The following is a 25,836-nucleotide window of genomic DNA, read 5'->3' as shown; positions in this document are numbered from 1 at the left end:
GTCGCGAGGTCTGCGGGCCGCGACCACATCGGCCAGTGCCCTGTCGGCAGATCGACGTAGTCGACCTTCGCGATCTGCGCGAGTTCGGCCGCCATCGGATGACCCGCCGCGGCCATCTGCTGGATGACCTCCGAAGGAAAACTGGTGCAGATCACCGTGGTCGGCACGTCCAGTCGCCTGCTGTCGGCGAGTTCGACCGTGTCCCTCGCCGGTCCGGCCGGCATCGGCACCGCCCGGTCGCGGAACGTCTCGAGCATGTCGTCGTCGAGTCCGTCGAGACTGCTGCCTTCGGCCTCGAGTTCGGACCAGGACGGCAACGGAATCTCGACGACCGCCGGATCGAGATCGTCGCGCAGCGCGGTGCCGCTCTGCAATGGTCCCGAGTCGACGTAGACGATGCGGGCCACTCGGTCGGGCACCCGATCGCTCGCCGCGTACGCCACCGGCCCCGCACCGCTGTGCGCGACGACCACCGCCCGTTCCGACGACGGTGTGTTCGCGACTACCTCCGCAATCGCGGCGACGTGGTCGTCCAGCCGGACGCCGCCGCGGTCGCTGCCGGTGGAGTCGAGTCCGGGCAACGTCACCGCAGTGACGTGATGTCCCTGGCGGGTCAGGCCGGATTCCACTGCCTCCCAGGCCCAAGCGCCGAGCCAGAATCCGGGGACCAGAATGATGTGGGTGCCTGTGCTGCCGCGTACTTCGCTTGTCCGAGTCATGAGACAAGAGTGAACCCGCAACGGTGACACCAGCGTGTCATCGTATTCGTCACAGTCGCATAACGGAACCGGCCCGATCAGAATCGGGACTTTGCCGCGGACGTTCGGCAGACTGCCCTCATGGACCGTCCAGCCCGCCTCCACGCCCTGACGGAAGAACTGCGCCGCGCGGGTGACCGGGGCCGGACCGCGGAGCAGTTGGCGGCGCAGTTCGAGGTGACGCCTCGCACGATCAAGCGGGACATCGCCGTACTGCAGTCCTCGGGCGCCGCGATCCGGGCGACCGCCGGACCGGGTGGGGGATACGGGATCATCGGGAACGGCATGCTGCCGCCGGTGAATTTCACTCCCGCTCAGGCGGTTTCGGTGGCGCTCGCCCTCACGGCCTTCCGTGATGCGCCGTTCGCGACGGACGGCCGGGCCGCGCTCGCCAAGCTGCTCGACGTGATGGACGCGGAGTCGAGGGAGCGGGTGGAGCACCTCGGTGCGAAGGTGTGGATCCGGCGAGACAACACCGGAGGCAGCGCGGAACCCAGCATCCGCCGCGTCGTCGAAGACGGATTGCGGCGCGAACTGATGGTGTCCCTGCGGTACGTCGACCGGGACGGCGACCGTACCGAGCGGGTCGTCGAACCGCACCTTCTGGCGCACACGCGTGGGTCGTGGTTCCTCGTCGCGTGGTGCCTGAGCCGGGCGGGTGTGCGCTGGTTCCGGTTGGATCGCGTCTCCGACGCCACCCTCACCGCCCGGTCGTTCGTCCCGCGCGATCCGGACCTCTTCGGCGAACCGCCCGCCGACGCGCGCACCGTGTTCGACCGGTGAGGGCGATCAGAGCGCGCGGGCGGCCGCCACCGATCGGTTCATCAGCGAGACGAGAACCGACTCGTCGACGTCGGCGAGCTTCTTGACGTAGAGGCAGCCCTTGCCGACCTTGTGCTTGCCGAGCGCCGCGAGTTCGGCCTCGTGCTCGGTGAAGTCGAGGGAGAGATACAGGGTGAGCGCCGCCGCGCGCGGCGAGAATCCGATCAGGGCGGTGTTGCCCGCGTGGCCGCTGGCGTACCGGTAGTGGCGGGAGCCGAATCCGACGATGCTGGTTCCCCACATCGCGGCGGGCTCACCCGTCGCGGCGGTGAGCAGTTCCACCAGTCGTGCGCTGTCGGCGCGCTTCACCGGGTCCGCGATCGTCGCGAGGAACTCGTCGACACCGGCCGACGTCTGCTCGGTCTTGTTGCGGCTCGCCATCTCAGTACCCTGCCGTCTCTCAGTGCACGGGGCCGGTGTACTTCTCACCCGGACCCTTGCCGGGCTCGTCCGGGTGCGACGACGCTTCGCGGAACGCGCGCTGCAGCGCCTGCAGGCCTTCGCGGATCGGCCCCGCGTGCGGTCCGAGGTACTCGATGGACGCGGTCACCAGGCCGGCGAGGGCGGTGATGACCCGCCGGGCCTCGTCGAGGTCGCGGTGGGGGCTGGAGTCGGGGTCGGCGTCGGACAGGCCGAGTTTCTCGGCTGCCGAACTCATGAGCATGACCGCGGCGCGGCTGATGACCTCGACCGAGGGAACGTCGGCCAGTTCCCGGACGTCGGTATTCTGGTCACCGCCGCTCACGGTGCCGTCGTTCGGGGTGTCATCGATGTTGTCAGTCATGCCCTAGAGGATTCCACCAGCGGCCGGTGACCTGGCGGCCAGGTGGCCGTGGGGCGCAACGTCCCGGTATCGATTAGCTCACGACGTGCGCAAATGTTACTCTTGGTGCAACGACCGCCTTCGGATTTGTCGGGGGCAGCAAGTGGAGTCCGACTCCCACCTCTGCGCGGCAGGTAAAACTGCAGCTCAGTGGTCCGGTCGCTCGGTCCGAGGTTACTCGGTTCGAGTTCCTCGAGTGTGAGGAGATGAGGGAGCGGCGTGAGCCGTGAGTTCGTCTGATCGGTCGACATCGGGCCCCGCATGGTGAGAGTCATTCACCGCAGCGGGGCTTTTTTGTTGGGAATCCGGGCGTACGGGCTGCTGGCGGTCTCGAGACAAGACCGTTCAACCTAGGAGGCCCCATCAGCACTGAGACCCGCATCAACGATCGCATCCGAGTTCCCGAGGTCCGCCTCGTCGGACCCGGAGGTGAACAGGTTGGCATCGTGCGTGTTGAAGATGCACTCCGCTTGGCCCTCGAGGCCGATCTCGACCTGGTCGAGGTGGCCCCCGACGCTCGCCCGCCGGTCTGCAAGATCATGGACTACGGCAAGTTCAAGTACGAGGCCGCGCAGAAGGCTCGTGAGTCGCGCAAGAACCAGCAGCTCACGGTCATCAAGGAGCAGAAGCTCCGCCCCAAGATCGACGATCACGACTACGAGACCAAGAAGCGCAACGTCGTGCGCTTCCTCGAGGCCGGATCCAAGGTCAAGGTCACGATCATGTTCCGCGGACGTGAGCAGTCGCGTCCGGAGCTCGGTTTCCGGCTGCTGCAGCGTCTCGGTGCAGACGTCGCGGATCTCGGGTTCGTGGAGACGTCCGCCAAGCAGGACGGTCGAAACATGACGATGGTGCTCGCTCCGCACAAGGGCGCGAAGACCCGTGTCAAGGCGCAGGAGAGCGCCGCCGCGCCGCCGGCGCAGCGGGCAACTCCCGCTCCGGCACAGGCTCCGGCGACACCTGCGGAGCAGGCGGGCGGTACTACGCCCGGCGAAGCGCCGACCAGCTAGTCCGACTACACCAGCACGACCCGGATCACGGTCCGGATACCAAAGAACTGAGGACTCCATGCCCAAGTCGAAGACCCACAGCGGCACCGCGAAGCGATTCAAGGTGTCCGGCAGCGGAAAGATCCTGCGCCAGAAGGCCGGTCGCCGCCACCTGCTCGAGCACAAGGCCACCAAGGTGACCCGTCGCCTCGATGGCGTGGCTGTCGTCAGCAAGGCTGACACTCCTCGCATCAAGCGCCTGCTCGACATCTGAGTCGACACCCCTTTTACTGACCACCCGGGGCAGCTCACCGCCCCAAGATTGACAGGATTTTTCAGTGGCACGCGTAAAGAGGGCGGTAAACGCCCAGAAGAAGCGTCGTTCGATTCTCGAAGCCTCCAGCGGCTACCGCGGACAGCGCTCGCGCCTGTACCGCAAGGCCAAGGAACAGCAGCTCCACTCGCTGACCTACGCCTACCGTGACCGCCGTGCGCGCAAGGGCGACTTCCGCAAGCTGTGGATCACGCGTATCAACGCCGCTGCACGGGCGAACGACATCACGTACAACCGCCTGATCCAGGGTCTGCGTCTGGCCGAGATCGAGGTCGACCGCAAGAACCTCGCCGAGCTGGCCGTGTCCGACGCCGCCGCATTCGCCGGCCTCGTGGCCCTCGCCAAGGCGGCTCTCCCGGCTGACGTGAACGCTCCGGCCGGAGAAGCAGCCTGAGTCTCGTACCCGGGCCGTTCGAGCCCCGGCCTTTCGAGCCTCGGAAACGACCCGTGGACCCGCTCACCGAGCGCACCCCACGGGTCGTTTCTGCTGTCAAGCTGCTGCGCACCGCGGAACGCCGCAAGGTCGGGCGCTTCCTGGTGGAGGGGGAGAACTCCGTCGGCGAGGCCCTCGCCACCCACCCGGTGCACGACCTGTTCTACACCGCGGACGCGGAGCAGCGGTACTCGACGCTGATCGACCGGGCGCACGCCACGGGTGTCCGCACGTCGCTGGTGACGGACCGGGCGGTCCGGGCGCTCAGCGACACGGTGACCCCGCCGGGTCTCGTCGCGGTGTGCGATCTCCTCGACGTTCCGCTGGCCGAGGCGGTGGGCCCCAAAACGCGTCTGCTCGCGGTTCCGGTCGCGGTCGCGGAGCCGGGCAACGCCGGCGCCGTCATCAGGGTCGCGGACGCGGTGGGTGCGGACGCGGCGATTCTCGCCGGCGACAGTGTCGACCCGCACAACGGAAAATGTGTCCGGGCGTCCGCGGGAAGTCTCTTCCACCTTCCGGTGGTGCGTGAACGGGACACGGCCGCGGTTCTCGACAGCATCAGCGCGGCGGGCATTCAGTTGCTCGCCACGGCGGCGGACGGCGAAGTCGATCTGGACGACGCCGACGAACTCCTGGCCCGCCCCACGGCGTGGTTGTTCGGCAACGAGGCCCACGGCCTCGACGCGGCCACCGCGGCGCGAGCGGACCATCGGGTGCGGATCCCGATCCACGGTCGAGCCGAGAGCCTCAACCTGGCGACGGCGGCGTCGATCTGCCTGTATTCGAGCGCGCGGGTTCAGACCCGCAAGCGAACCGACAGCTGAAACGGCGAAAATCGGATCGCATAGGATTTGACGGCGAGCTGTTTCGGTTTCGTCGTGAGTGTTGACTGAAAGAACTTAAGGAGTGGCACCGGTCGTGGCTAAAAAAGAGGGCGCTGCCTCCACGGGGGGCGAAGGCGGCGCGGTCGATGCGAGTGCGCTCACCGAGGACGCCCTGACTGCGGCGGCGGAGAGCGCCGAGAAGGCATTCTCGTCGGTGGCGGATCTCGACGACCTGGCGAAGGCCAAGGTCGAGCACATGGGCGACAAGTCGCCGATCGCCCTCGCCCGCCGCGGACTGGGAGCCCTTCCGGGCAAGGAGAAGGCCGACGCGGGCAAGCGCGTGAATGTCGCCCGCACCCGGATCAGTGCGGCGTTCGACGAGCGCCGCGCGGTGCTGCTCGCCGAGCGCGACGCCGCCGTTCTCGTGGCCGAGGCCATCGACGTGACGCTGCCGTCGCAGCGCCAGCCGGTGGGTGCCCGCCACCCGATCAGCATCATCTCCGAGCAGGTCGAGGACGTGTTCGTGGCCATGGGCTGGGAGGTCGCCGAGGGGCCGGAGGTGGAGACCGAGCACTTCAACTTCGATGCCCTGAACTTCCTGCCCGATCACCCCGCGCGGACGATGCAGGACACGTTCCACATCGCGCCGGAGGGTTCGCGACAGGTGCTCCGCACGCACACGTCGCCGGTGCAGGTGCGCACGATGCTCTCGCGCGAGGTGCCGATCTACGTGGTGTGCCCCGGACGAACGTTCCGCACCGACGAACTCGACGCGACACACACCCCCGTCTTCTCCCAGGTGGAGGGGCTCGCGGTCGACAAGGGCCTCACCATGGCACATCTGCGCGGCACACTCGACGCGTTCGCCCGCGCACTGTTCGGTCCCGACACCCGCACCCGGATGCGCCCGAACTACTTCCCGTTCACGGAACCGTCCGCCGAGGTGGACGTGTGGTTCCCGAACAAGAAGGGCGGCGCGGGCTGGGTCGAGTGGGGCGGCTGCGGCATGGTCAACCCGAATGTGCTGCGCGCCTCCGGAATCGACCCCGACGTGTACACCGGGTTCGCGTTCGGGATGGGCCTCGAGCGCACACTCCAGTTCCGGAACGGGATCCCGGACATGCGCGACATCGTCGAGGGCGACGTGCGTTTCACGCTGCCCTTCGGTGTCCAGGGCTGACCCCGCGTCACCCGGATCCCGCCCACCACAGTCACGACATTTTCACGAACGAGAGAGCTGAGCAGACGTGCGAGTAGCGCAATCCTGGCTGACCGAGATCCTGCAGCGTGCCACCCCGGACTGGGACGTCACCGCCGAGGAACTCGACGCAGGTTTCGTCCGGGTCGGGCTCGAGGTCGAGGAAGTCGACCGGCTCGAGCCCGTCGACGGCCCCCTCGTGGTCGGCAAGGTTCTCGAGATCACCGAGCTCACCGAATTCAAGAAGCCGATCCGCTTCTGCAAGGTGGATGTGGGGGCGGCCGAGCCGCAGGGCATCGTGTGCGGCGCCCGGAACTTCGCCGAAGGCGACCTCGTGGTGGTTGCCCTGCCCGGTGCGGTCCTTCCCGGTGGTTTCGCCATCGCCTCCCGCAAGACGTACGGGCAGGTCTCCGACGGGATGATCTGCTCGGTGGCCGAACTGGGCATAGGCAAGGACCACTCGGGCATCCTCGTCCTCGAGCCGGGCACCGCGCTTCCGGGCGCGGACGCGAACGAGTTGATGGGTCTGCACGACACGGTCATCGAACTCAACATCACCCCGGACCGCGGTTACTGCTTCTCCGTTCGCGGGCTCACCCGCGAACTGGCGTGCGGGTTCGACCTGGACTTCGCCGACCCCGCGGCAGTGCCGCCGTCTCCTGCGGACGGGGAAGCCTGGCCGATCCGCGTCGAACCCGAGTCGAAGGCGACGCGTTTCGCCGCCCGCCGGGTGACCGGTATCGATCCGAACGCGGTCAGCCCGTGGTGGCTGCAGCGCCGGTTGCTGCTGTCGGGTGTCCGCCCGATCTCGCCGGCCGTCGACGTCACCAACTACGTTCTGCTCGAACTGGGCCAGCCGCTGCACGCGTTCGACGCCGCGAAGATCAGCGGCGAACTCGTCGTGCGCCGCGCGGTGGCGGGGGAGAAGCTGACGACTCTCGACGAGACCGAACGCGTCCTCGACCCCGAGGACGTTGTGATCGCCGACGATTCGGGAGTCCTGTCGTTGGCAGGAATCATGGGTGGCGCGTCCACCGAGGTCGGCCCGGGAACCACCGACATCCTGCTCGAGGCGGCCACATGGGATCCGCTCGCGGTATTCAAGACCGCGCGCAGGCACAAGCTGACGAGCGAGGCGGGCAAGCGTTTCGAGCGCGTCGTCGATCCCGAGATCCCCGTCGCGGCACTGGACCGGGCGGCCGCGCTGCTCGTCGACATCGCCGGCGGGCGGGTCGAGTCGGCGCTCACCGACATCGGTGAGGTCACCCCGCACCAGCCCATCCACATGGACATCGACCTCCCAGACCGCGTCGCGGGCGTCGAGTACCCCACCGGCACCTCGGCGCGCCGCCTGACGCAGATCGGCTGCACCGTCGAGGTCGGTGTCAGCGACAGCGGTCACGGCCAGCTCGTCGCGGCCCCGCCGTCGTGGCGCCCCGACCTGGTGCAGCCCGCCGATCTGGTGGAGGAAGTGCTGCGCCTCGAGGGTCTCGAAAAGATTCCGTCGGTGCTGCCCGCGGCCCCCGCGGGTCGTGGGTTGACGCCGACGCAGCGCCGCAAGCGGGCCGTCGGCCGCGCCCTGGCGTTCTCGGGGTACGTCGAGATCCTTCCTCCCGTCTTCCTGCCCACCGCCGTCTTCGACACCTGGGGGCTGGATCCGGAAGATCCGCGCAGGAACACCGGCCGGGTGCTCAATCCGCTCGAATCGGATCGGCCCGAACTGGCCACCACGTTGCTGCCCGGACTGCTCGAGGTCCTCGCCCGCAACGTCTCCCGCGGCCAGCGCGACCTGTCGCTCTTCGGCATCGCGCAGGTCGTGCTGCCCGGCGCAGACACGAAGCCGGTCGCGGCGCTCCCGGTGGACCGGCGTCCGACCGACGAACAGATCACGGCGTTGCTGCAGTCGCTGCCGGATCAGCCCGTGCACGTGGCGGCGGTGCTCACCGGACAGCGTGAGCCGAGTGGTCCGTGGGGCGCGGGACGCGCGGCCGACGCCACCGACGCGTTCGCCGCAGCCCGGACGGTGGCCGCCGCGGCCGGTGTCGAGCTGGAGTTCCGCGCGACGCAGTACCTGCCGTGGCACCCGGGCCGCGGCGCGGAACTTCTCGTGGACGGCGTCGTCGTCGGGCACGCCGGCGAGTTGCATCCCGCAGTGCTCGAGCGCGCCGGGCTCCCCCCGCGGACGAGTGCCGTGGAGATCGATCTGAGCGCCCTGCCACTGGTGGAGAATCTGCCCGCGCCGAAGGTCTCACCCTTCCCCGCGGTCCTTCAGGACGTGGCGGTCGTCGTCGACACCACGGTTCCCGCCGCCGAGGTCCAGGCCGCCCTGCGGTCGGGGGGCGGCGAACTCCTCGAGGACATCCGGTTGTTCGACGTGTTCGAGGGTGAGCAGGTCGGGGAGGGCCGGAAGTCGCTGGCGTTCGCGCTGCGATTCCGGGGCGCCGACCGCACGCTGACCGAGGACGAGGCGAGCGCAGCCCGCGACGCTGCGGTCGCCGCGGCGTCCGCTGCGGTGGGTGCCGAACTGCGCAGCTGACCCGTAGCCTGGGTGGAGGGCCCGGGACGGTGAGGAGCAGTGCGATGACCGAGGTGCGCGACGTCGTGGCGGCGGCGAGTCAGTTGACCGACGCCGAATTCGTCGAGGTCGTGCGCGCGGTGGCCGCCGGACGTCCGGGTCTCGGCGCGCTGCTTGCGGCCGTGGACGTGGGTGCGGCGATTCCGGCGGAGGATCCGGTGACGGCGGAGGTCGTGCATCACGTCGGACCGGGTGTGCCGGAACCCGACTACACCCCGGGTGGCGTCCCGACGTTCGACCGCGTGCGCGAGCGGATCGAGGGACGGTTCGGGACTGCGATGGGCTCCTCCGAACTCGCGCACGACAGCCCGTCGGGGCAGTCGCTGGAGGACGCGTGGGAGAAGCGGGAGAAGGCGGGTAAGGCCAAACTCGACGAGATCCGGCGGTCGCTCGGCAAGCAGTGACCGCGGTTCCCGTCCCGCTGGGAGACCACGTTGTGTATTAGCTTGCATGATGATGCATAATCAATCGTATGACTGAGCACGCGGGAAAACCGATCAGGATTGCCGTCGCCGGCGCGAGCGGATACGCCGGTGGCGAAGTGCTGCGTCTGCTGCTGGGGCACCCGTCGTATGCGGACGGTTCGCTCGTCATCGGCGCGCTCACCGCCGGCGGCAACGCCGGCTCGACCCTCGGCTCGCACCATCCGCACCTGCTTCCCCTCGCCGACCGAGTGCTGGAAGACACCACCCTCGATACGCTCTCCGGTCACGACGTGGTGTTCCTCGGTCTGCCGCACGGCAATTCGGCGCAGTACGCGAAGGACCTGCCCGAGTCCACGGTCATCATCGACTGCGGCGCCGACTTCCGGCTGACGAACGCCGAGGACTGGGAGCGGTACTACAGGAGCCCGCACGCAGGCAGTTGGCCGTACGGACTTCCGGAACTCCCCGGTGCGCGCGAGAAGTTGGCGGGCGCCACCCGCATTGCCGTCCCCGGGTGCTTCCCGACGGTGTCGAGCCTGGCGATGGCTCCCGCGGTCGCGGCGGGCATCGTCGAACCGAGGGTCACGATCGTCGCGGTCACCGGCGCGTCCGGCGCGGGACGTGCCCCCAAGGCCGATCTGCTCGGCTCCGAGGTGATGGGTTCGGTCCGCGCGTACGGCGTCGGCGGCGTGCACCGCCACACCCCGGAGATCATCCAGAATCTCTCCGAACTCGCCGGTGAGCGCGTCACCGTGTCGTTCACCCCCGTGCTCGCGCCCATGCCACGCGGCATCCTCGCGACCTGCACCGCGGTCACCACGGCGACCGAGGACGAGGTGCGCGCGATCTACGAAAAGGCATACGCGGACGAGCCGTTCGTGCACGTGCTGCCCCGGGGCGTGCTGCCGCAGACCGGGGCGGTCATCGGATCGAACGCGGTCCAGATCGCGGTGACGGTCGACGCCGACGCCGGCCAGATCGTCGTGGTCGCGGTGATCGACAACCTTGCGAAGGGCACCGCCGGGGGAGCGGTGCAATCGATGAATCTTGCGCTTGGACTACCCGAGACCGCCGGTCTCTCGACAGTGGGAGTTGCCCCGTGAGCAGTGACAGCACGATCGATCCGCACCCGGCCCGGGAAGTCGCCGGCGGCACGCTCGTCCGCAGCCAGGGAGTGTCGGGGCCCGCGGGTTTCCGCGCGTCCGGGATCAAGGCGGGCATCAAGGCGAGCGGTAACGCCGACCTGGCCCTCGTGCTCAACGAGGGACCGGAACTCGCGGCGGCAGGCGTCTTCACGGCGAACAAGGTGAAGGCCGCCCCGGTGCTGTGGTCGCAGCAGGTACTCACCACTGGCAGGCTGCGCGCCGTCGTGCTCAATTCGGGTGGCGCCAACGCGTGCACGGGTGCGGGCGGATTCCAGGACGCGCACAAGACGGCCGAGGAAGTGGCGTCGGCGCTGAGTAACTGGGGCACCGAGACCGGTGCCGTCGAGGTCGCGGTGTGTTCGACCGGTCTGATCGGCGACCGCCTGCCCATGGACAAGGTCCTGACCGGCGTCACGGAGGCCGTCCACGAACTCGCGGGCGGAATCTCGGGCGGCACCGACGCCGCGTACGCGATCATGACCACCGACACGGTGCCGAAGCAGGCCGCCCTGCATCATGCGGGCAAGTGGAACGTGGGCGGGATGGCGAAGGGCGCCGGCATGCTGGCACCGGCGCTGGCGACGATGCTGTGCGTGGTGACGACCGACGCCGTCGCGACCGCCGCCCAACTCGACGCCGCGCTGCGGGCCGCCACCCGGGTGACGTTCGACCGGCTGGATGTCGACGGCGCCACCTCGACCAACGACACCGTGCTGCTGCTCGCGTCCGGCGCGAGCAACGTGACACCCACCCAGGACGAACTGAACGCGGCCGTGACGGCCGTCTGCGACGACCTGGCCGATCAGATGATGGCCGACGCGGAGGGCGTCACCAAACGGGTGCGAGTCACCGTCACCGGCGCGGTCAGCGAGCACGACGCGCTGATCGGGGCCCGGACGGTGGCACGTGACAGCCTCGTCAAGACGGCGCTGTTCGGCTCCGACCCCAACTGGGGCCGTGTCCTCGCCGCGATCGGCATCGCGCCGATCGAACTGGACCCCGACAAGATCTCGGTGTCGTTCAACGGCGCCCCCGTCTGCATCGACGGCGTCGGCGCCCCGGGTGCGCGGGACGTGGACCTGAGCGACATCGACATCGCCCTCGACATCGACCTCGGTCTCGGCGAGCACGCGGTGACCATCCGGACCACCGACCTCTCGCACGCCTATGTCGAAGAGAACTCGGCGTATTCGTCATGACAGCGGCCAGCGAAGCGCTCACCGGCATCACCGATCACCAGAAGGCACACGTCCTGGCGGAGGCGCTGCCGTGGCTGCAGCAGTTCCGCGACAAGGTCGTCGTCGTGAAGTACGGCGGCAATGCCATGGTCGACGACGCACTGAAGACGGCGTTCGCCGCCGACATGGCGTTCCTGCGGACGGTCGGAATTCAGCCGGTCGTCGTGCACGGCGGCGGCCCCCAGATCAACGCCATGCTCGGAAAGCTCGGCATGACAGGGGAATTCAAGGGCGGGTTCCGCGTCACCACCCCCGAGGTGATGGACGTCGTCCGGATGGTGCTGTTCGGGCAGGTCGGCCGCGAACTGGTCGGGCTGATCAACGCCCACGGCCCGTACGCCGTCGGGATCTCCGGCGAGGACGCACATCTGTTCACCGCCACCAAGCGCACCGTGATGGTCGAGGGCAGGCCCACGGACATCGGACTCGTCGGCGACGTCACGACCGTGAACCCGGAGGCCGTTCTCGACCTCATTCGCGCGGGCCGAATTCCCGTGGTGTCCACCATCGCCCCCGACTCGGACGGTGTGGTGCACAACATCAACGCGGACACCGCCGCCGCCGCGCTCGCCGAGGCCATCGGTGCCGAGAAGCTCGTGGTCCTCACGGATGTCGAAGGGCTGTACACGAACTGGCCGGACCGCGATTCGCTGGCCACCGAGATCGACGTGGACGCGCTCGCGCAACTGCTGCCGAGTCTGGACGCCGGCATGGTGCCCAAGATGGAAGCCTGCCTGCGCGCGGTCCGCGGCGGGGTACCCACCGCGCACGTCATCGACGGCCGCCTCGCGCATTCCGTTCTGCTCGAACTGTTCACCGGCGAGGGCATCGGCACGATGGTCACGCCCGCCCCGACTTCACCTACCGAGGGAGTTGCCTCATGACCGGAACCCCGGAACTCCAGCAGCGCTGGTCCGGCTCCCTGATGAACACGTACGGCGTCCCCCGGGTGGCACTCGCGCGCGGTCAGGGTGCGGTGCTCACCGACGCCGACGGCAAGGAGTACGTCGACTTCCTCGCCGGCATCGCCGTCAACATTCTCGGGCACGCACACCCGGCGATCATCGAGGCCGTCACGGCGCAGTTGTCGACCCTCGGGCACGTGTCGAACCTGTACGCCAGTGAACCGGCGATCGAACTGGCCGAGAAGTTGCTGTCCCATCTGGGTGCTCCCGGACGTGTCTTCTTCTGCAATTCCGGCGCCGAGGCCAACGAGGCGGCGTTCAAGCTCGCGCGGGCCACGGGACGGTCGAAGATCATCGCGGCGGAGAACTCGTTCCACGGCCGCACGATGGGCGCTCTCGCGCTCACCGGGCAGGCCGCCAAGCGGGCGCCGTTCGAGCCGATGCCCCCGGGTGTCGAGCACGTGCCGTACGGCGACCTCGACGCACTCGATCGCGCCGTCGACGCCGACACCGCAGCCGTGTTCCTGGAGCCGATGATGGGCGAGGGCGGAGTCGTCGTTCCGCCGGAGGGATACCTCGTGGGCGCACGGCAGATCACCGCCGATCGCGGCGCCCTGCTCGTACTCGACGAAGTGCAGACCGGTATCGGCCGCACCGGCTGGTTCTACGCCCACCAGGCGGTCGGGATCGTGCCTGACGTCATGACTCTCGCGAAGGGTCTCGGTGGCGGGATGCCGATCGGCGCGTGCATCGCCACCGGCGCGACCGCGGACCTGTTCGGGCCGGGCAAGCACGGCACGACGTTCGGCGGGAACCCCGCCTGTGCGGCGGCGGCGCTCGCCGTGCTGCGGACCATCGCCGAGGACGACCTCATCTCCCGCGCCGACACGCTCGGCAAGACGCTGTCGGCGGGCATCGAGGGTCTCGGCCACCCGCTGATCGACCACGTTCGCGGCGCCGGGTTGCTGCTCGGCATCGTCCTCACCCAGGACGTGGCCCCCGCGGTGGAGAACTCCGCCCGCGAGGCCGGATACCTGATCAACGCCGCGCAGCCGGGCGTCGTCCGGCTCGCTCCGCCTCTCGTCCTCACGGACGAACAGGCCGAAGGTTTCGTCGCGGCGCTGCCCGCGATCCTCGACGACGCGCAATCGGCCGCTCAGCCGGGAAAGCAGTGACGACCGTGGTGAAACACTTTCTCCGGGACGACGACCTCACCCCCGAACAGCAGGCAGAGGTCCTCGAGCTCGCCGCCAGGCTGAAGAAAGCCCCGTACGCCGAGCGTCCGCTCGAGGGCCCCCGCGGGGTCGGCGTGATCTTCGAGAAGAACTCCACGCGCACCCGGTTCTCGTTCGAGATGGGCATCGCACAACTCGGCGGTCACGCGATCGTCGTCGACGGGCGCAGCACCCAGCTCGGCCGCGAGGAAACGTTGCAGGACACCGGCCGCGTCCTCTCGCGGTACGTCGACGCCGTGGTGTGGCGCACGTTCGGGCAGAAGCGGCTCGAGGCGATGGCGTCCGGCGCCGACGTCCCGATCGTCAACGCCCTGTCCGACGAGTTCCACCCGTGCCAGGTGCTGGCCGACCTCCAGACCCTCGCGGAGCGGAAAGGCTCGCTGAAGGGCCTGAAACTCACCTACCTCGGCGACGGCGCCAACAACATGGCGCACTCGCTGATGCTGGGCGGTGTGACCGCAGGCGTCGACGTGACCATCGCCGGCCCCGAGGGATTCGCACCCCTGCCCTGGGTGGTCGATGCAGCCCGCGCGCGGGCTGCCGACACCGGCGCGACCATCACCCTCACCGAGGATCCGCAGGCGGCGGTCGTCGGCGCGGACGCACTCGTCACCGACACCTGGACGTCGATGGGCCAGGAGAACGACGGACTGGACCGGGTCGGACCGTTCCGCCCCTTCCAGATCAACGAGGCGCTGCTCGCGAAGGCGGCCGCCGATGCGGTGGTCCTGCACTGCCTGCCCGCCCACCGCGGCGAGGAGATCACCGACGCCGTCCTCGACGGACCGCAGAGCGTCGTCTGGGACGAGGCCGAGAACCGCCTGCACGCGCAGAAGGCACTGCTGGTGTGGCTGCTCGCGCAACGAACCGGACACCGTCCGTGAATGCGGCCACGGCACCGACCCGGGCGGGACGGCAGGCGCGCATCATCGCGATCCTGTCGAACAACCCGGTCCGCAGCCAGACCGAACTCGCGGCGCTGCTCGCGGCCGAAGGCATCGACGCCACCCAGGCGACGCTGTCGCGCGACCTCGAAGAACTCGGCGCCGTGAAACTCCGTGCCGCAGACGGCGGCGCCGGGGTGTACGTGGTGCCCGAGGACGGAAATCCCGTCCGCGGCGTGTCCGGCGGAACCGACCGGCTGTCGCGGTTGCTGGGGGAGCTACTGGTGTCGACCGATGCCAGTGGCAACATGGCGGTGCTGAGAACCCCCCCGGGGGCAGCGCACTATCTGGCGAGTGCACTCGATCGGGCATCATTACCTGACGTCGTGGGAACCATCGCGGGGGATGACACCGTTCTCGTGGTGGCACGCGAGCCGCTGAGCGGGGCGGAACTCGCGGCCAGGATCGAATCCCTCGCCTGACAACTGAATCATCTCTACAGATCTTCAACCTAAGGAGCACAAGGACCATGGCCGATCGCGTCGTACTCGCCTACTCGGGCGGGCTGGACACCTCAGTCGCCATCAGCTGGATCGGCAAGGAGACCGGCAAGGAAGTTGTTGCTGTCGCCATCGATCTCGGCCAGGGCGGCGAGGACATGGAGGTCGTGCGCCAGCGTGCACTCGACTGCGGTGCGGTCGAATCGGTCGTGGTGGATGCGCGCGACGAATTCGCCGACGAATACTGCCTGCCGACCATCCAGGCCAACGCCCTCTACATGGACCGCTACCCGCTCGTATCGGCCATCAGCCGCCCGCTGATCGTCAAGCACCTCGTCGAGGCCGCGCGTGCCTACGGCGGAACCACGGTCGCGCACGGCTGCACCGGCAAGGGCAACGACCAGGTCCGGTTCGAGGTGGGCTTCGGATCGCTCGCTCCCGACCTCGACGTCATCGCTCCGGTCCGCGACTACGCATGGACCCGGGAGAAGGCGATCGCGTTCGCCGAGGAGAACGAGATCCCGATCAACGTCTCCAAGAAGTCGCCGTTCTCGATCGACCAGAACGTGTGGGGCCGCGCCGTGGAGACCGGGTTCCTCGAGGACCTGTGGAACGCGCCGACCAAGGACGTCTACGACTACACGCAGGACCCGACCGTCAACTGGCAGGCCCCGGACGAGCTGATCATCAGCTTCGAGGCGGGACGCCCCGTCGCGATCGACGGCAGGCCGGTCAGTGTCCTCGAGGCCATCCAGGAGCTCAACCGCCGCGCGGGCGCCCAGGGCGTCGGCCGCCTCGACGTCGTCGAGGACCGTCTCGTCGGCATCAAGAGCCGGGAGATCTACGAGGCTCCCGGTGCCATGGTGCTCATCAACGCGCACCAGGAACTCGAGCACGTCACGCAGGAACGCGAGCTGGGTCGCTACAAGCGTCAGACCGAGCAGCGCTGGAGCGAGCTGGTGTACGACGGCCTGTGGTTCTCCCCGCTGAAGGTCGCGCTGGACACGTTCATCGAGAAGACCCAGGAACGCGTCTCCGGCGACATCCGGCTGGTGCTGCACGGCGGTGCGATCATCGTCAACGGCCGCCGCAGCAACCAGTCGCTGTACGACTTCAACCTGGCCACCTACGACGAGGGCGACACGTTCGATCAGTCGTACGCCAAGGGATTCGTGCAGATCCACGGACTGTCCTCGAAGGTCGCGGCGAAGCGCGATCTGGGCCTCTAGGTATGAGCGCCCACGGCACCAACGAAGGAGCCCCCCGTCAGGGTGCGACCGTGACCGGCGCGCTGTGGGGCGGCCGGTTCGAGTCCGGACCGGCCGCCGCCATGGCGGCGCTGAGCAAGTCCACCCACTTCGACTGGGTGCTGGCCCCGTACGACGTGCGTGCATCCCAGGCGCACGCCCGGGTGCTGCACAAGGCCGGCCTGCTCGGTGACGACGACCTGGCGACGATGCTCGACGGTCTTGGCAGGCTCGCGGCCGACGTCGCGAGCGGCGAGTTCGTCCCCAGCGAATCCGACGAGGACGTGCACGGGGCGCTCGAACGCGGTCTGATCGATCGGGTCGGTCCGGAGGTCGGGGGACGCCTACGCGCCGGGCGTTCGCGCAACGATCAGGTGGCGACGCTGTTCCGGATGTGGCTGCGGGACGCGGTCCGCCGCGTCGCCGACGGTGTCCTCGACGTCGTCGACGCCCTCGCGACTCAGGCGGCGGCGCACCCGTCCGCGGTGATGCCGGGCAAGACCCACCTGCAGGCCGCGCAGCCGGTGCTGCTCGCGCACCACCTGCTGGCGCACACGCACCCGTTGCTCCGTGACGTTCAGCGGCTGCGGGACTTCGACGTGCGGGCGGCCGTGTCGCCGTACGGTTCCGGGGCGCTGGCCGGCTCGTCGCTCGGGCTCGATCCGGAGGCGATCGCCGCGGAACTCGCATTCGATTCGTCGGCGGAGAACTCGATCGACGCCACCTCGTCGCGGGATTTCGCGGCCGAGGCGGCGTTCGTGCTCGCGATGATCGGCGTCGACCTCTCGCGGATGGCCGAGGAGGTCATCCTGTGGAGCACTCCGGAATTCGGCTACATCACGCTCGCCGACGCCTGGTCGACGGGCTCGTCGATCATGCCGCAGAAGAAGAACCCCGACGTGTCCGAGCTGACCCGTGGCAAGTCGGGCCGGCTGATCGGCAACCTGACCGGGCTTCTGGCGACGCTGAAGGCGCAGCCGCTCGCGTACAACCGGGATCTGCAGGAGGACAAGGAGCCGGTCTTCGACTCGGTGGCGCAGCTCGAGTTGCTGCTCCCGGCGATCACCGGACTGGTCTCCACTCTCGAATTCCACACGGATCGAATGGCAGAACTCGCACCGGCGGGGTTCACGCTGGCCACCGACATCGCCGAGTGGCTCGTCCGTCAGGGCGTCCCGTTCCGCGTCGCGCACGAGGCCGCGGGGGCGTGTGTCCGCGTCGCCGAGGCGCGGGGCGCCGGACTCGAGGATCTCACCGACGAAGAACTCGCCGGCGTCGACCCGGCTCTCACCCCGGACGTGCGGGAGGTGCTCACCGTCGAGGGCTCGATCGCCTCGCGTAACGCCCGCGGCGGTACGGCCGGTATCCGTGTGGCCGAACAGTTGGGCGGGGTCCGTCGGCTGTCCGAGACGCTGCGCGAGTGGTGTCGATGACACCGGCGTCGGACGCCCCGGATTAGGGGCAGAGTGACGCGTCGAGCGCAGTAGGGTGAGGGCGGGCGGCAGCGAGACGTGCGTCACGGTTCGAGAGTCTGGAGAGTGTTCGTGGGACTGAATACCGAAACGGTGATGGGCCCGATCCGTCGCGTGGTGGCGACGGCGCAAAACGGGTTGGAGGTGGTTCGTCTCGGCGGACTCGAGACGGACCTCACCACATCGCCGTTCGAGGTGGTCGAGCGCGCACCGATGTATCGGCTCCGACGGTATTTCCCCGACACGGACCCGGCCGAAGCCGGACCCCCGATCGTCCTGGTCCCGCCGATGATGATGTCGGCCGACGTCTACGACGTGACACGGGACCAGGGTGCGGTCGGCATCCTGCGCTCGATGGGGATCGACCCCTGGGTCGTCGACTTCGGATCGCCGGATTCCGAAGAGGGCGGCTGGGATCGGAATCTCGCCGACCACATCGTCGCGATCAGCGAGATCATCGACCAGGTGCGGTCGCACACCGGTCGTGACGTCTACCTCTCCGGATATTCGCAGGGCGGCATGTTCGCCTACCAGGCCGCCGCGTATCGCCGCAGCCGCAACATCGCCGGACTCGTGACGTTCGGCAGCCCGGTCGACACGCTCGCCGGGTTGCCGTTCGGGATCCCGGCAGGCTTCGCCACCGACGCCGCGGGCTTCCTCGCGGACCACGTCTTCAACCGGCTCGCGGTGTCGGGGTGGATGGCCCGCACCGGGTTTCAGCTCCTCGACCCCGTCAAGACACTGAAGTCGAGGTTGGATTTCCTCCGTCAGTTGCACGACAGGGAAGCGCTGTTGCCGCGGGAGCAGCAGCGACGGTTCCTGGCGACCGAGGGCTGGGTCGCGTGGTCCGGCCCGGCCGTCGCCGAGTTGCTCAAGCAGTTCATCGTGCACAACCGCATGATGACCGGCGGGTTCGTGATCAAGGACCAGGTGGTGTCGCTCGCGGAGTTGACCTGCCCCGTCCTCGCGTTCGTGGGGGAGGTCGACGACATCGGTCAGCCGTTGGCCGTCCGCGGCATCCGCCGGGCCGCCCCACGCGCGAACGTGTACGAATCGACGTTGCGAGCAGGGCATTTCGGTCTCGTCGTCGGCTCGGCCGCGGCGACCCACACGTGGCCCACGACCGGCAAGTGGGTGCTGTGGAACGAGGGGCAGGGGCCGCGCCCCACCAACATCGAGCTCATGCGCTACGACGAGCATTTCGGTAGCGAATCCGGAGTGTCCATCAGCGACCGCATCATTCACACCGTGGCGTCGGTCGCCGAGGTCGGTGTCGGTGTCGGCAAGGGGATCAGCGACTTCGCGTCCGGCGCGTTGCGCGGCACGGTGGAATTGTCCGGCGAGGCCACGCGGGCGCTGCCCCGGCTGGCTCGGCTCGGCCAGATTCAGCCGCACACGCAGATCTCGCTCAGCCGGTTGCTGGCCGAGCAGCGTCGAAAGGCGCCGGGCGGCGAGTGCTTCCTCTTCGACAATCGCGTGCACACCTACGAGGCGGTCAACCAGCGGATCGACAACGTGGTCCGCGGTCTGATCCAGGCCGGTGTCCGTCCCGCCGCTCACGTCGGCGTCGTGATGCAGACGCGCCCGAGCGCGCTCGCCGCCATCGTCGCGCTGTCCCGTCTCGGTGCCGTCGCGGTCCTGCTGCCCCCGGGGCGGGAAGTTCACACCGCCCTCCGCATCGACGGTGTCGAGCGCATCGTCACCGACCCGGAGAATCTGGACGCCGCGATCGCGACCGGCATGCAGGTCCTCGTGCTCGGCGGCGGCGCCCAGCGCGATCTCGACGTGGATCCGTCGGCGAACGTCGTCGATCTCGAGAAGATCGACCCCGACGCGGTGACGTTGCCGGGCTGGTACCGGCCCGATCCCGGCCTGGCCCGCGAGTTGGCGTTCATCATCTGCAGTGAGTCCAACGGGCACTGGGAGACCAAGCAGATCACGAACTACCGGTGGGCGCTGTCGGCGTTCGGCACGGCCTCGGCCGCCGATCTCGACCGCGGCGATACCGTGTATTGCCTTGCGCCTCTGCATCATTCGTCGAGCCTGCTCGCCGCGATCGGTGGCGCCGTGGCCGGGGGATCCCGGATCGCGCTCTCGCGCGGACTCGACCCCGAGCGGTTTGCCGAGGAGGTCCACCGCTACGGCGTGACGGTGGTCAGTTACACGTGGACGATGATGCGCGAGATCCTCGACGCCGAGAACCTCGCGCTCGACGGAAGTCATCCCGTCCGGCTCTTCATCGGATCCGGGATGCCGCAGGGGTTGTGGCGCCGCACGACGGAACGGTTCGCACCGGCGAAGGTCCTCGAGTTCTACGCGTCCACGGAGGGTGACGTGGTTCTCGCGAACGTCGCAGGCGCGAAGGTCGGGGCGAAGGGGCGGCCCCTGCCGGGCAGCGCCGAGGTGCGGCTCGCGGCCTACGACCCGATCGCCGGCCGGTTGCTGGAGGACGAGCAGGGATTCATCCGCGAATGCGAGGACGACGAGGTCGGTCTGCTCCTCGGCAAGGCGGGCGTACACGCCGAGATGTCCGGCGGCGCGATGCGCGGAATCTTCGCCGCGGGCGACGCGTGGATTCCGACGGAGAACCTCTTCCGCCGCGACGCCGACGGCGACTACTGGCTCGTCGACCACAGGAAGACCGTGATCGCGACTCCCCGGGGCGCGGTGTTCACCCAGCCGATCGTCGACGCGCTCGGGTCTGTCGATCATGTCGATCTCGCGGTGGCCTACGGGGTGGAGGTCGGCGGCCGCACGCTGGCCGTTGCCGCGTTGACGCTCCGCGACGGGCGTCCGCCGAGGCTGGCGGAGATCTCCGACGCGCTCGATGCGCTCGCTCCCGCGCTGCGGCCCGACGTCATCCAGGTGGTGGAGGACATCCCGCTGGGGTCCTCGTACCGCCCGAACGCCGATGCCCTGAGCGCTGCCGGCCTGCCCAAGCCGGGAACCCGTGTGTGGTACGCCGATCCGGAATCGCACCAGTACCGGCGGCTGACCAAGGCGGTGGCCGCCGAGTTCCAGGACGGCTCGGCCGGGGTGCCCGCCGGCGCGCGGTAGCCTGACACTGCTCACCCGAACGGTTGGAGAGGACTTCCGTGGTTATTGATCCGACGTTGCTCGGCATTCTCGCGTGCCCACAGGACAAGGGTCCTCTGCTGTTGGTCGGAGACGAGTTGCTCTACAACCCTCGCCTTCGGCGGGCGTATCCCATCGAGAACGGGATCCCCGTCCTGCTGATCGACGAGGCCCGGGACGTCGACGCGGACGAGCACGAGACGCTGCTCTCCCGGGCGTCCGGCGAGGCCTGATCACACCGGCAGATCGCCGGTGAGGTAGCGCTGCAACGTCGGCGCGACGATCGCGACCAGGTCGTCGACGGGCAGCGACGCAAGTGGCTCGAATTCGAGGACGTACCGCGTCACCAGGACACCGGCCATCTGTGATGCCACCAGTTGCATGCGCAGCATCCCGGTTCCGGGTGGTTCGTCGACGCGCGGTCCGAGGTCCCGGAGCACGACCTCGAGGAGGAACATGCGGATGAGAGTCGGTTCGTTCCCCGCCATCGCGGACCGGAACGCCGCGACCACGGCGGGCTTGTGCGGCGATTCCCAGACGGAGAACACGGCCCGGGCGAGGCGGCTGCCGATCTCGTCCGGCGGGGTGTCGAGCACCGGCGCGATGACCTTCGTCGGATCCACCGGAATGTCCACCGACGCGAGGAACAGTTGTCGCTTGGTTCCGAAGTAGTGGTGGACCAGGGCGGAGTCGACGCCTGCTTCGGTGGCCACGGAACGGACGCTGGTCTTGTCGAAGCCGTTCTGTGCAAACAGTTTTCGGGCGGCAGTCAGGATTCGCGACCGGGTGTCCGGGTTGCCCGGGCGTCGTCCGGTCCGTAGCCCGGGGGCGCCGTCCGTGCGTGTCGCGGGGTCGGTCATGGTGTGCGGCGTCTCAGTGTTGCGGCGCCCAGCGACAGTGCGAGCAGGGCGAACGCCGCGACCACCGCGAGGTCGCGCCACATGAGGCCCGTCGCCCCGGGGTGGGTGGCGACCTGCTGCAACGCTTCGACGGCGTAGCTCAGCGGGAGGACGTTGCTGATCCACTCCAGCCAGGTGGGGAGCTGATCCCGCGGAACGAGGAGACCGCACAGGAAGAGCTGGGGAACCACGACCACCGGCATGAACTGCACCGCCTGGAATTCGGTGCGCGCGAACGCGCTGCACAGCAGACCGAGGGCAACGCCGAGGATCGCGTTCAGCACGGCGATCAGCAGCACCCACGTCACGCTGCCCTCGGTGGTGAGGCCGAGGAATCCGAATGCCACCGCACACGCCAGCGCTGCCTGCGCCGCAGCGGCCGTGGAGAACGCCGCCGCGTAGCCGCCGAGCAGGTCGAGCTTGCCCATCGGTGTCGTGAGCAGGCGTTCGAGGGTGCCGGACGTCCGTTCGCGTTGCATCGCGATCGACGTGACGAGGAACATCACGACGAACGGCAGGATGCCCAGCATCGTGATCGCGACGCGCTCGAACAGCGATTGCTGACCGGGCGGTGCCGGAACGTTCTGATACAGGAAGTACAGCAGCACCATCAGCAGGCTGGGCACCACCAGAATCATGGCGACGGTGCGGTGATCCGTCCGCAGTTGCGCGAGGATCCGGCCCGCCGTGGCCGCGAAGATCGTGACGTTCATCAGTTCTCACTCCCGACATGTGATGAGCGGATGAGGTTCAGGAAGGCGTCTTCGAGGCTCGTCTCGCCGGTCTGTTCCCGGAGCCCGCCGGGGGAGACCTGCGCGAGAACGTAGCCGTCCCGCATGAGCAGGAGCGACGCGCAGTGTTCGGCCTCGTCCATGACGTGGCTCGACACCAACAGGGTGGTTCCGGCGGCGGCGAGTTCCTCGAACCGCTCCCAGAGTTCGACGCGCAGGAGTGGGTCCAGACCGACGGTGGGTTCGTCGAGGACGAGGATCTCGGGGCGCGCTACGAGTGCGCAGGCGAGGCTGACCCGGCCCAGCTGTCCGCCCGACAGATCGGCCGCCTTCTGGGTGGCGAAGCGGGTCAGCCCCACCGCGTCGACGGCTTCGGTGACCGCGCTCGACGGCTGACCGTAGAGCGCGGCGAAGTAGGCGACGTTCTTCTTGACCGTGAGGTCGGCGTACACGCTGGGGGACTGGGTGACGTATCCGACCCGGCTTCGCAACGAGACCGAGCCTGCGGGGGATCCCAGCACGGTGACCGTCCCGGTTTCCACGATTTGAGTGCCGACCACGCACCGCATCAGCGTGGTCTTTCCGCATCCGGAGGGTCCGAGGAGGCCGGTGATGGATCCGCTCGGCACCTGGACGTCGATGCCGTGCAGCACTTCGTTCCTGCCTCTGCGCACGTGCAGATCACGGATGTCGATCGCTGCGCTGCCGGTCATGGCGGGCCTCAATTCATCACTGGGTGAATTCACTGTGTGATGAATTATGTGACCGTCGGGGTGGTGCCGTCAACGGTTGTGGAGAATCGGGACGTGACCATCGATCGACTCGACCGGGCAGAACCAGTGGATGCCGCGCGCATCGTCCTCGGATCCACGCTGATCGTCGGCGACGTCCGCATCCGCATCGTCGAGGTGGAGGCGTATGGCGGGGAGAAGGACGGGCCCTGGCCCGACCCGGCTTCGCACTCGTACCGGGGGAGGACCCCGCGCAACGAGGTGATGTTCGGCCCGGCCGGGCACCTGTACGTCTACCGCAGCTATGGGATGCACTTCTGCATGAACGTGTCCTACGGCCCGGTCGGCACCGCGGGCGGGGTGCTGCTGCGTGCCGGCGAAGTGCTCGACGGGTCCGCGACGGTCCAGGCCCGCAGGTCCCGCGTCGCGAGACCGGCTGACTGGGCGCGCGGTCCCGGCAACCTGGGGTCCGCGACCGGCGTCACCCTCGCCGAGAACGGTGCGGCACTGTTCGACGCCGAGTCGCCCGTTCGGTTGGAGGTCGCGGAGTCGGACGGCTGGGTGAGCGGTCCCCGGGTCGGGGTCAGCACGGCCGCCGACCGCCCGTGGCGCTTCTGGATTCCGGAGTCGCCGGCCGTGTCCGCGTACCGGAGAAGCCCGCGTGCGATGCCCGCCGACGAGCGGATGGGATGATCGGAACCGTGACTGAGAACATCATCGATGAACTGACCTGGCGCGGGCTCATTGCCCAATCAACCGATCTGGACGCACTGCGTCGTGATCTCGACGCCGGACCGGTCACCCTCTATGCCGGTTTCGATCCGACCGGACCGAGTTTGCACGCCGGCCACCTCGTGCCCCTGCTCGCGCTGAAGCGATTCCAGCGCGCGGGCAACCGGCCCATCGTGCTGGCCGGTGGCGCCACCGGGCTGATCGGCGACCCTCGTGACGTCGGCGAACGCACGATGAACTCCGCGGACACCGTGGCGGAGTGGGCCGATCGGATCCGCGGGCAGCTCGAACGGTTCGTCGAGTTCGACGACTCGCCGAGCGGCGCCGTCATCGAGAACAACATGAACTGGACCGGCAAGCTGTCGGCCATCGACTTCCTCCGCGACGTGGGCAAGCACTTCTCCGTCAACGTCATGCTCGCGCGAGACACCGTGAAGCGCCGCCTCGAAACCGACGGCATGTCCTACACCGAATTCAGCTACATGCTGCTCCAGGCCAACGACTACCTGCACCTGCGACGCAGCCACGGCTGCTCGCTGCAGGTCGGCGGATCCGATCAGTGGGGCAACATCATCGCCGGCGTCGAGCTGAACCGGCGCGTCGACGCCGAATCGGTGCACGGTCTGACCGTCCCGCTGGTCACGTCGGCGGACGGCAAAAAGTTCGGAAAGTCGACCGGAGGCGGAAGCCTGTGGCTCGACCCGGAGATGACGAGCCCCTACGCGTGGTACCAGTACTTCGTGAACACCGGCGACGCCGACGTGATCAAGTACCTGCGGTGGTTCACGTTCCTCACCGCCGAGGAGCTGGCGGAACTGGAGACGGCGACCGCCGAGCGGCCGCATGCCCGCGAGGCCCAGCGCCGGCTCGCCGCCGAGATGACGACACTCGTGCACGGCGCAGCCAACACCCGTGCCGTGGAGCTCGCGAGCCAGGCACTGTTCGGCCGGGCGGAACTGCAGGACCTGGACGAGCCGACGCTCGGCGCTGCCCTCCGGGAGGCGTCCGTCGCAGAACTCGCGCCGGGCGAGCCCTCCAGCATCGTCGACCTTCTCGTTCTCAGCGGCTTGTGCGAGAGCAAGGGTGCGGCCCGTCGCGCCGTGAAGGAAGGCGGCGCCTCCGTCAACAACCAGAAGATCGCCAGTGAGGACTGGACTCCCGAATCGGGTGATCTGCTGCACGGGACGTGGCTCGTGGTTCGGCGCGGAAAGCGCAACTTCGCCGGCGTCAAAGTGCTGTCGAACTAGCGTGCGGCGGGTCACAGCGGCGTAATTCGGACCGGCTCCGTCCGGTGACCCGCGCGCAGCGCGGGTCACCAGCGGATTTCACATACCGGATGCCTGTGACCAGGGGATTTGACGCTCCGTTTTCATTCGCGTAACTTATTCCAGGTCAGAGCGACACGGACACCAACCCCGACCGAGAGGCCGGGGGCACGAGGTTGGACGCAGGCGCCTGATCTTCCCGAGAATACCGAACTTGGTTCGATGCTTTCGAGATGTCTTGATCGCCCCGGTTTGCGCCGGGACGTGACAGGAGATAAGTTGGAACGGTTGCCCCGGAGCGGCTGGCGAGTGTGTCAGTGGTGATGGTGTGCGCGTGTTCTTTGAGAACTCAACAGTGTGTCGATGAATGTCAGTGCCAAATGTTTTTGGTACTCCACATCACGAATGTTCAACCGCCTCTTGGGGTTTGGTTGGCGTGTGTGGTGTGGGTATTTTGCTGGCTTCCCTTCCTTCTTCCGTCGGATGGGGGGTCAGTGTTTGATTGAAGCTAGTTTGAGTTTTTTTTGCTAGTGATTTGACTCGATGTCTATGACTGATTGCCGGTTCTGCCGGCCAATCTTGAGTCTTCAACGGAG

The 25,836-nt window shown here is 68.4% G+C and carries 27 protein-coding genes; 20 read left to right on the top strand and 7 right to left on the bottom strand.

Annotated features, from left to right (window positions below; translation table 11 throughout):
• A partial coding sequence (locus MLGJGCBP_RS02325; RefSeq protein WP_160093904.1) for an alpha/beta fold hydrolase occupies positions 1-719 on the bottom strand: 719 nt, incomplete at its 3' end.
• A 120-nt stretch (positions 720-839) separates the two neighbouring features.
• Here MLGJGCBP_RS02325 and MLGJGCBP_RS02320 point away from each other — a divergent pair.
• Positions 840-1,541 (top strand): helix-turn-helix transcriptional regulator, encoded by a 702-nt coding sequence (locus MLGJGCBP_RS02320; RefSeq protein WP_160093903.1) that lies wholly within the window; start codon positions 840-842, stop codon positions 1,539-1,541.
• 6 nt (positions 1,542-1,547) lie between these two features.
• Here the strand turns inward: MLGJGCBP_RS02320 and MLGJGCBP_RS02315 are convergent, their stop codons facing one another.
• Together MLGJGCBP_RS02315 and MLGJGCBP_RS02310 are read right to left on the bottom strand one after the other, a co-directional pair.
• Positions 1,548-1,961 (bottom strand): DUF1801 domain-containing protein, encoded by a 414-nt coding sequence (locus MLGJGCBP_RS02315; protein ID WP_160093902.1) that lies wholly within the window; start codon positions 1,959-1,961, stop codon positions 1,548-1,550.
• A gap of 19 nt (positions 1,962-1,980) precedes the next feature.
• The gene (locus MLGJGCBP_RS02310) at positions 1,981-2,364 is read right to left on the bottom strand and encodes a DUF1844 domain-containing protein (RefSeq protein ID WP_201452936.1); all 384 of its coding nucleotides are present in this window, start codon (positions 2,362-2,364) and stop codon (positions 1,981-1,983) included.
• 401 nt (positions 2,365-2,765) lie between these two features.
• Here MLGJGCBP_RS02310 and infC point away from each other — a divergent pair, with 401 nt between their 5' ends.
• The 17 genes from infC (at position 2,766) to MLGJGCBP_RS02225 (ending at position 21,115) form a co-directional block, all read left to right on the top strand.
• The gene (gene infC, locus MLGJGCBP_RS02305) at positions 2,766-3,413 is read left to right on the top strand and encodes a translation initiation factor IF-3 (RefSeq protein WP_072949281.1); all 648 of its coding nucleotides are present in this window, start codon (positions 2,766-2,768) and stop codon (positions 3,411-3,413) included.
• Positions 3,414-3,471: 58 nt separating this feature from the next.
• The gene (rpmI, locus tag MLGJGCBP_RS02300) at positions 3,472-3,666 is read left to right on the top strand and encodes a 50S ribosomal protein L35 (protein ID WP_005247390.1); all 195 of its coding nucleotides are present in this window, start codon (positions 3,472-3,474) and stop codon (positions 3,664-3,666) included.
• 64 nt (positions 3,667-3,730) lie between these two features.
• Positions 3,731-4,120 carry a 50S ribosomal protein L20 gene (rplT, locus tag MLGJGCBP_RS02295; RefSeq protein WP_005247385.1) on the top strand — a complete coding sequence of 130 codons (390 nt, stop codon included), beginning with the start codon at positions 3,731-3,733 and terminating at the stop codon, positions 4,118-4,120.
• A gap of 53 nt (positions 4,121-4,173) precedes the next feature.
• Entirely contained in the window at positions 4,174-4,983 is an 810-nt protein-coding gene (locus MLGJGCBP_RS02290) for a TrmH family RNA methyltransferase (RefSeq protein WP_160093901.1), read from the top strand.
• 94 nt (positions 4,984-5,077) lie between these two features.
• Positions 5,078-6,163, top strand: coding sequence for a phenylalanine--tRNA ligase subunit alpha (pheS, locus tag MLGJGCBP_RS02285; RefSeq protein WP_179220143.1), 1,086 nt, complete (start codon positions 5,078-5,080; stop codon positions 6,161-6,163).
• A 67-nt stretch (positions 6,164-6,230) separates the two neighbouring features.
• Positions 6,231-8,717 (top strand): phenylalanine--tRNA ligase subunit beta, encoded by a 2,487-nt coding sequence (gene pheT / locus MLGJGCBP_RS02280; protein WP_087556349.1) that lies wholly within the window; start codon positions 6,231-6,233, stop codon positions 8,715-8,717.
• Between the two features lie 44 nt (positions 8,718-8,761).
• Positions 8,762-9,160 carry a hypothetical protein gene (locus MLGJGCBP_RS02275; protein ID WP_087556350.1) on the top strand — a complete coding sequence of 133 codons (399 nt, stop codon included), beginning with the start codon at positions 8,762-8,764 and terminating at the stop codon, positions 9,158-9,160.
• A 68-nt stretch (positions 9,161-9,228) separates the two neighbouring features.
• Positions 9,229-10,284 (top strand): N-acetyl-gamma-glutamyl-phosphate reductase, encoded by a 1,056-nt coding sequence (gene argC, locus MLGJGCBP_RS02270; protein WP_160093900.1) that lies wholly within the window; start codon positions 9,229-9,231, stop codon positions 10,282-10,284.
• Positions 10,281-11,525 carry a bifunctional glutamate N-acetyltransferase/amino-acid acetyltransferase ArgJ gene (argJ, locus tag MLGJGCBP_RS02265; protein WP_160093899.1) on the top strand — a complete coding sequence of 415 codons (1,245 nt, stop codon included), beginning with the start codon at positions 10,281-10,283 and terminating at the stop codon, positions 11,523-11,525. The genes argC and argJ overlap by 4 nt, the downstream gene beginning before the upstream one ends.
• Positions 11,522-12,448 (top strand): acetylglutamate kinase, encoded by a 927-nt coding sequence (gene argB / locus MLGJGCBP_RS02260; protein ID WP_160093898.1) that lies wholly within the window; start codon positions 11,522-11,524, stop codon positions 12,446-12,448. The genes argJ and argB overlap by 4 nt, the downstream gene beginning before the upstream one ends.
• On the top strand, positions 12,445-13,644 hold the full coding sequence (locus MLGJGCBP_RS02255; protein ID WP_160093897.1) for an acetylornithine transaminase: 1,200 nt from the start codon (positions 12,445-12,447) through the stop codon (positions 13,642-13,644). The genes argB and MLGJGCBP_RS02255 overlap by 4 nt, the downstream gene beginning before the upstream one ends.
• Entirely contained in the window at positions 13,641-14,588 is a 948-nt protein-coding gene (gene argF / locus MLGJGCBP_RS02250; RefSeq protein WP_160093896.1) for an ornithine carbamoyltransferase, read from the top strand. Before MLGJGCBP_RS02255 ends, argF begins: the two co-directional genes overlap by 4 nt.
• Positions 14,552-15,070: an arginine repressor gene (locus MLGJGCBP_RS02245; protein WP_201452935.1), complete on the top strand. Its 519-nt coding sequence runs from the start codon at positions 14,552-14,554 to the stop codon at positions 15,068-15,070. Before argF ends, MLGJGCBP_RS02245 begins: the two co-directional genes overlap by 37 nt.
• Before the next feature lie 47 nt (positions 15,071-15,117).
• A complete protein-coding gene (locus tag MLGJGCBP_RS02240) occupies positions 15,118-16,317 on the top strand; it encodes an argininosuccinate synthase (protein ID WP_160093894.1) in 1,200 nt (399 codons plus the stop codon).
• A gap of 2 nt (positions 16,318-16,319) precedes the next feature.
• Positions 16,320-17,768, top strand: a complete 1,449-nt coding sequence (gene argH, locus MLGJGCBP_RS02235) for an argininosuccinate lyase (protein WP_087556358.1) — start codon at positions 16,320-16,322, stop codon at positions 17,766-17,768.
• Positions 17,769-17,903: 135 nt separating this feature from the next.
• Positions 17,904-20,864: an acyl-CoA synthetase gene (locus MLGJGCBP_RS02230; RefSeq protein WP_236580883.1), complete on the top strand. Its 2,961-nt coding sequence runs from the start codon at positions 17,904-17,906 to the stop codon at positions 20,862-20,864.
• A 38-nt stretch (positions 20,865-20,902) separates the two neighbouring features.
• On the top strand, positions 20,903-21,115 hold the full coding sequence (locus tag MLGJGCBP_RS02225; RefSeq protein WP_160093892.1) for a Trm112 family protein: 213 nt from the start codon (positions 20,903-20,905) through the stop codon (positions 21,113-21,115).
• On the opposite strand, the gene MLGJGCBP_RS02220 is transcribed toward MLGJGCBP_RS02225, so the two are convergent.
• The 3 genes from MLGJGCBP_RS02220 to MLGJGCBP_RS02210 are packed head-to-tail and all read right to left on the bottom strand — an operon-like array spanning position 21,116 to position 23,225.
• Entirely contained in the window at positions 21,116-21,742 is a 627-nt protein-coding gene (locus MLGJGCBP_RS02220) for a TetR/AcrR family transcriptional regulator (RefSeq protein ID WP_160093891.1), read from the bottom strand.
• Positions 21,739-22,494 carry an ABC transporter permease gene (locus MLGJGCBP_RS02215; protein WP_124394378.1) on the bottom strand — a complete coding sequence of 252 codons (756 nt, stop codon included), beginning with the start codon at positions 22,492-22,494 and terminating at the stop codon, positions 21,739-21,741. The genes MLGJGCBP_RS02220 and MLGJGCBP_RS02215 overlap by 4 nt, the downstream gene beginning before the upstream one ends.
• Entirely contained in the window at positions 22,494-23,225 is a 732-nt protein-coding gene (locus tag MLGJGCBP_RS02210) for an ABC transporter ATP-binding protein (RefSeq protein WP_160093890.1), read from the bottom strand. Before MLGJGCBP_RS02210 ends, MLGJGCBP_RS02215 begins: the two co-directional genes overlap by 1 nt.
• Before the next feature lie 39 nt (positions 23,226-23,264).
• On the opposite strand from MLGJGCBP_RS02210, the gene MLGJGCBP_RS02205 reads away from it, so the two are divergent.
• Positions 23,265-23,936 (top strand): DNA-3-methyladenine glycosylase, encoded by a 672-nt coding sequence (locus MLGJGCBP_RS02205; protein ID WP_160093889.1) that lies wholly within the window; start codon positions 23,265-23,267, stop codon positions 23,934-23,936.
• 8 nt (positions 23,937-23,944) lie between these two features.
• On the top strand, positions 23,945-25,222 hold the full coding sequence (gene tyrS / locus MLGJGCBP_RS02200) for a tyrosine--tRNA ligase (RefSeq protein ID WP_160093888.1): 1,278 nt from the start codon (positions 23,945-23,947) through the stop codon (positions 25,220-25,222).
• A 417-nt stretch (positions 25,223-25,639) separates the two neighbouring features.
• Here the strand turns inward: tyrS and MLGJGCBP_RS51350 are convergent.
• Positions 25,640-25,836 (bottom strand): hypothetical protein (locus MLGJGCBP_RS51350; protein WP_236580882.1); only part of this gene is annotated, 197 nt, incomplete at its 5' end.

The organism is Rhodococcus sp. T7 (assembly GCF_009872365.1).
Classification (GTDB): Bacteria; Actinomycetota; Actinomycetes; order Mycobacteriales; family Mycobacteriaceae; genus Rhodococcus_F.
The sequence above is the reverse complement of the archived record's forward strand: the minus strand, read 5'-3'. Positions and strand labels throughout refer to the sequence as shown.